Raw genomic sequence first — 4,302 nt, 5'->3', positions numbered from 1 at the left:
TGGGGCTTGACGCGTTGAAAGAGCGTTTCTTCGTGCCGGCTTGAGACGCGGCTTTCAGGTTGTCTTCGGTTTTTTGCTTCCCGCCGCCGGCTGCATGGTCGCCCGGTTCACCGCTTCATCAACTCGTTCCAGCCAGCGAGGCCGATGCGCCGCAGCGTCTGCTGGTTGCGCTCGTAGATCTCTTCGGCGTCCGGAAAGGCTTGCACCGCGCGCTCGATGCTGTCCTCGCGCAGCAGATGCAGGATCGGGTAGGGCGCACGATTCGTGTAGTTTTCGATGTCGTCGGGTTCGCTGTCTTCGAACTGATAATGCGGATGAAAGCTCGCGATCTGAATGATTCCTTCGAGCCGCAATTGCTTGACTAGCCGGTCGGCGAAAAAAAGACAATCGTTGAAATCGAGGAAGTCGCCGAGCGCGCGCGGCACGATCAGCAGCGTGGTGTCGACGGTCGCCGGATCGGCCGCGACGAGCGACTGCAGCTCGGCTTCGAGATCGGTGAGCACGGCCTCCAGAGTGTCGGCATCGCTGACCACGTAGCGAATCTGCTCCTTCACGAGCACCGCCTTCGCGAACGGGCAGAGATTGAGTCCGATCACGGCTTCGATCAGCCAGTGACGGGTGGCCGCGATGACGTCATCGTGGAATTCAGAGGGCAACGGCATGGTGGACGGACGCGATGGGCAAAAACGTCATTCTAGCGGTGCGGTGAGCGCGGGCTGGCGCGGTCTGCCGGCGACAACGAGGCGGCGTGGCGAGCTGGATCGCGAGACCCGAGCGCGAACCCCGAGCGCGAAGCCCGAAGCGCGAAGCCCCAAGCGTGAAACCCCGATCGCGAGACCCGAAGGCGAAACCCGAAGGCGAAACCCGAAGGCGACACCCCAAGCCGACACCCCAAACCGACACCCCAAACCGACACCCGAAGCCGACACGCGCTCAAAAACGTTTGGCGCACCGGCTCAACGATCGCGCGCCGAGCCGCACGCCGCGGCGATCAACTGCGCCGCGACTTTCGGCGCAGCCGCGATGGGCCCGCATCCGGGCCCGTAAGTCTGGCTCGCCGCGTACACCCCCTCGATCAGCAAGCCAAGCCCATTGGCGAGCGCCTCCGGATCATCGGCGCCGGCCGCCGTCGACAGCTCCAGCAGCCGCGCCATCAAGCGTTGTTTATTGCGGAACACGAACTGCCGCGCCGGATGCGCGGTATCCGGAAACTCCACCGATACGTTCACGAAAGGGCAGCCACGATAATCGTCGACCGATGCACGCACGGCCAGGTCCTCGAAATACTGCTGGAGCTGCTTCGCGGGCTCACCGGGGTGCTCCGCAAAGCTCCTGTCGACGTAGCTAAAGAACTGCTCGTCTTTGCGCGCGAGATAAGCCATCACTAGTTCGTCCTTCGACGAAAACTGCCGGTACAGACTCATCTTGTTCACGCCGGCGCGCTCGACCACCGCATCGACACCCACGGTGCGCACGCCTTCGCGATAGAACAACTCGCTAGCCGCCCGCAGCAAATGCTGCTGCGCCTGCGGCCCGCTCGTCTGGGCGCCGCGCGCGCGACGCGGGCGGGCGGGTTTGACGGTTTCGCTGTCGGACATGGAGGTCACCGGAAGGAAAATTAACGCCTTGACATGTTACCGACCGGTAACTAAGATCGCAACACCATTGTGACTAGTCTGTCACAAACTCTTTTACCGAACTCGTAATAATAGAAACGATGCGGACAGCACGGGCCGCGTCGCCGGGAGTACCGATGAACTGGGCAGCGAGACTGATTGGCGGGCGTTTCCACTACGGCTGGTTGACCGTCGGCGTGGTGTTTCTGGTGTTGCTTGCGGCTGCCGGCACGCGCGCGACACCGAGCGTGATGATGGTGCCGCTCGAGCATCAGTTCGGCTGGAGCCGCGCGACGATCTCGCTCGCGATCTCCGTGAACATCGCGCTGTACGGGTTGATGGGGCCGTTCGCGGCGGCCGCGATGCAGCGCTTCGGTGTTCGGCCCACGCTGCTCGCCGCGCTCGGCACGATGGCGGCGGGCGTCGCGCTATCGTCGCTGATGACCCATCCATGGCAGATGGTGCTGATCTGGGGCGTGATGGTCGGCGGATCGACGGGTGTCGCGGCGCTGTCGCTGTCGGCGACTGTCGTGACGCGCTGGTTCACCACCCGGCGGGGTCTCGTAATGGGTATCCTCACCGCCAGTTCGGCCACCGGCCAGCTCGTGTTCCTGCCGATGCTTGCCGCCATCGCCGAGCATCACGGCTGGCGCCAGGTCGTATGGGTCGTCGCACTCGCGGCCGGTGTCGTTATTCCGCTCGTCGCATTCCTGCTTCCCGAGCGTCCCGCCGACATGAAGCTGCGCCCGTACGGCGAGCCGCACGACGCACCGGTCAACACGGCCGTCACGAAGCAGAACCCGCTCGCGATTGCATTCGGCACCCTCGCGATGGCGAGCAAGACGCGCGATTTCTGGCTGCTGTTCTTCAGCTTCTTCATCTGCGGCGCGAGCACCAACGGCTATGTCGGTACCCACCTGATCGCGATGTGCGGCGACTACGGGATGACCGAAGTGCAGGGCGCGTCGTTGCTCGCGGCGATGGGCGTGTTCGACCTGTTCGGCACGACGCTGTCGGGCTGGCTGTCTGATCGCTTCAATAGCCGTGTGCTGCTGTTCTGGTATTACGGGCTGCGCGGGCTGTCGCTGATCTATCTGCCGCACGCGTTCGGCATCGACTTCTTCGGGCTGCCGCTGTTCGCGGTGTTTTACGGGCTCGACTGGATCGCCACGGTGCCGCCGACCGTGCGTCTCGCGACCGATGTCTACGGCAAGGAAGCGGCGCCCGTGGTGTTCGGCTGGGTGGTTGCCGGCCACCAGCTCGGCGCGGCGTTCGCGGCGCTCGGCGCGGGCATGCTGCGCGCGAGTCTCGGCACCTATACGGTTGCATCGATGATTTCGGGTGGGCTGTGCCTCGTCGCGGCGGTGATCGTGCTGCGCATCAACCGCCCGGCAAAGGTGCCGGCGCCGCAGGCGGTCTAGCGCCGAATCCGCGACGCTCCAAGCTCGAGCGTCGATAAAAACGCGAGAACGGATGGCCCCTCAGTCGGGCCGCCCGTTTTTTGATGGCCACCTCGCATCGTGCGGCGCGTCGGCTTGGAGCGTGCGCCGAAGCCCGTTATCCTATGTGGCGCCGGGCGGCCGCCCGGTGAGTATCAATTTCACCGAGAGAAGCGCATGACCAACAAACCCGCCTCTACCGAAGTTGCCATTCACGAATTGATCGCAGGACGCTGGAGCCCGCGCGCGTTTTCGAGCGAGCCGGTGAGCCGCGAGCAACTGCGCGCCGTACTGGAAGCGGCGCGTTGGGCGCCGTCTTCGTATAACGCGCAGCCGTGGCGTTTTATCGTGTTCGATCGCAGCGTCGACGAAGTCGCGTTCAAGAAGGCGTTCGCCACGCTGGTGCCGTTCAATCAAGGCTGGAATGCGTCCGTGCCGGTGCTGATCGCGGTGACCACGCACACGCTGACCAGCAAGGGCGACGTCAATCGCTGCGCGCAGTACGATGCGGGCGCCGCGGCGATGGCGCTGGTACTGCAGGCCCATGCACTCGGGCTGGCCGCCCATCAGATGAGCGGTTTCGACGTGAAGGCGTTCCGCACGGCGTTCGAATTGCCCGCCGATGCCGAACCGATCGCGATGATCGCGCTCGGCCACTACGGCGATGTCGACAAGCTGGACCCGGTCCTGCGCGAACGTGACAAGGCGCCGCGGCAGCGTCTGCCTCTCGCTGACATGGCTTACGGCGGGGGCTGGAAGAAGGCTTTTTAAGCGGCCGCCGGCGGCGTTGCCGCGTGGCGGCGCACAACGCGAAATCCAAAAAGCGGGCAACGCGCGCGGCACGGTCCGCGCGTTTTTTTATTCGGCGCTGCTCCCGCCGTCTGCCACGCTCGACAGCGGCGCCGCCACATGTTCGAGCGACTTGCGCTCCGCGTCCACGCCCCAGATCGCCGCGACGACGGCAGCCGCGAGCATCAGCGCGGAGCCGACCAGATAGCCCGAAAACACCTCGCTGCGCTGATGCGTATCGATCAGCCGGCCGAAAAACGCCGGGCCGACAATGCCGCCGAGCGCGGTGCCGAACGCATAGAAAACGGCGATCGCGAGCGCGCGGATTTCCAGCGGAAACGATTCGCTCACCGTCAGATACGCGGAGCTCGCGGCCGCCGATGCGAAGAAGAAAATCACCATCCACGCGGCCGTCTGGGTGACGACGGTAAGCAGTTGCTGCTCGAACAGGTAGCCCG

Annotated in this window: 4 protein-coding genes and 1 pseudogene; 2 read left to right on the top strand and 3 right to left on the bottom strand. The window is 64.8% G+C overall.

All coding sequences use genetic code 11. From position 1 onward, the window contains the following. Window positions 1–107: 107 nt before the first annotated feature. Window positions 108–662: a DUF1415 domain-containing protein gene (locus tag VGH68_RS07310; RefSeq protein WP_331602886.1), complete on the bottom strand. Its 555-nt coding sequence runs from the start codon at window positions 660–662 to the stop codon at window positions 108–110. 294 nt (window positions 663–956) lie between these two features. Further along, complete coding sequence (locus VGH68_RS07305) at window positions 957–1,598, bottom strand: TetR/AcrR family transcriptional regulator (protein WP_331602885.1); 642 nt, start codon at window positions 1,596–1,598, stop codon at window positions 957–959. A 155-nt stretch (window positions 1,599–1,753) separates the two neighbouring features. Here VGH68_RS07305 and VGH68_RS07300 point away from each other — a divergent pair, with 155 nt between their 5' ends. Further along, the gene (locus VGH68_RS07300; protein WP_331602884.1) at window positions 1,754–3,037 is read left to right on the top strand and encodes an MFS transporter; all 1,284 of its coding nucleotides are present in this window, start codon (window positions 1,754–1,756) and stop codon (window positions 3,035–3,037) included. 195 nt (window positions 3,038–3,232) lie between these two features. Then, window positions 3,233–3,826, top strand: coding sequence for a nitroreductase family protein (locus tag VGH68_RS07295; protein WP_331602883.1), 594 nt, complete (start codon window positions 3,233–3,235; stop codon window positions 3,824–3,826). A gap of 87 nt (window positions 3,827–3,913) precedes the next feature. Here the strand turns inward: VGH68_RS07295 and VGH68_RS07290 are convergent. Continuing rightward, window positions 3,914–4,302 (bottom strand): annotated as a pseudogene (locus tag VGH68_RS07290) (MFS transporter); the annotation flags it as partial.

The organism is Paraburkholderia sp., assembly GCF_036488505.1.
GTDB lineage: Bacteria > Pseudomonadota > Gammaproteobacteria > Burkholderiales > Burkholderiaceae > Paraburkholderia.
Note: the sequence above shows the minus strand (reverse complement) of the source record. Positions and strands in the feature narration are given on the sequence as shown.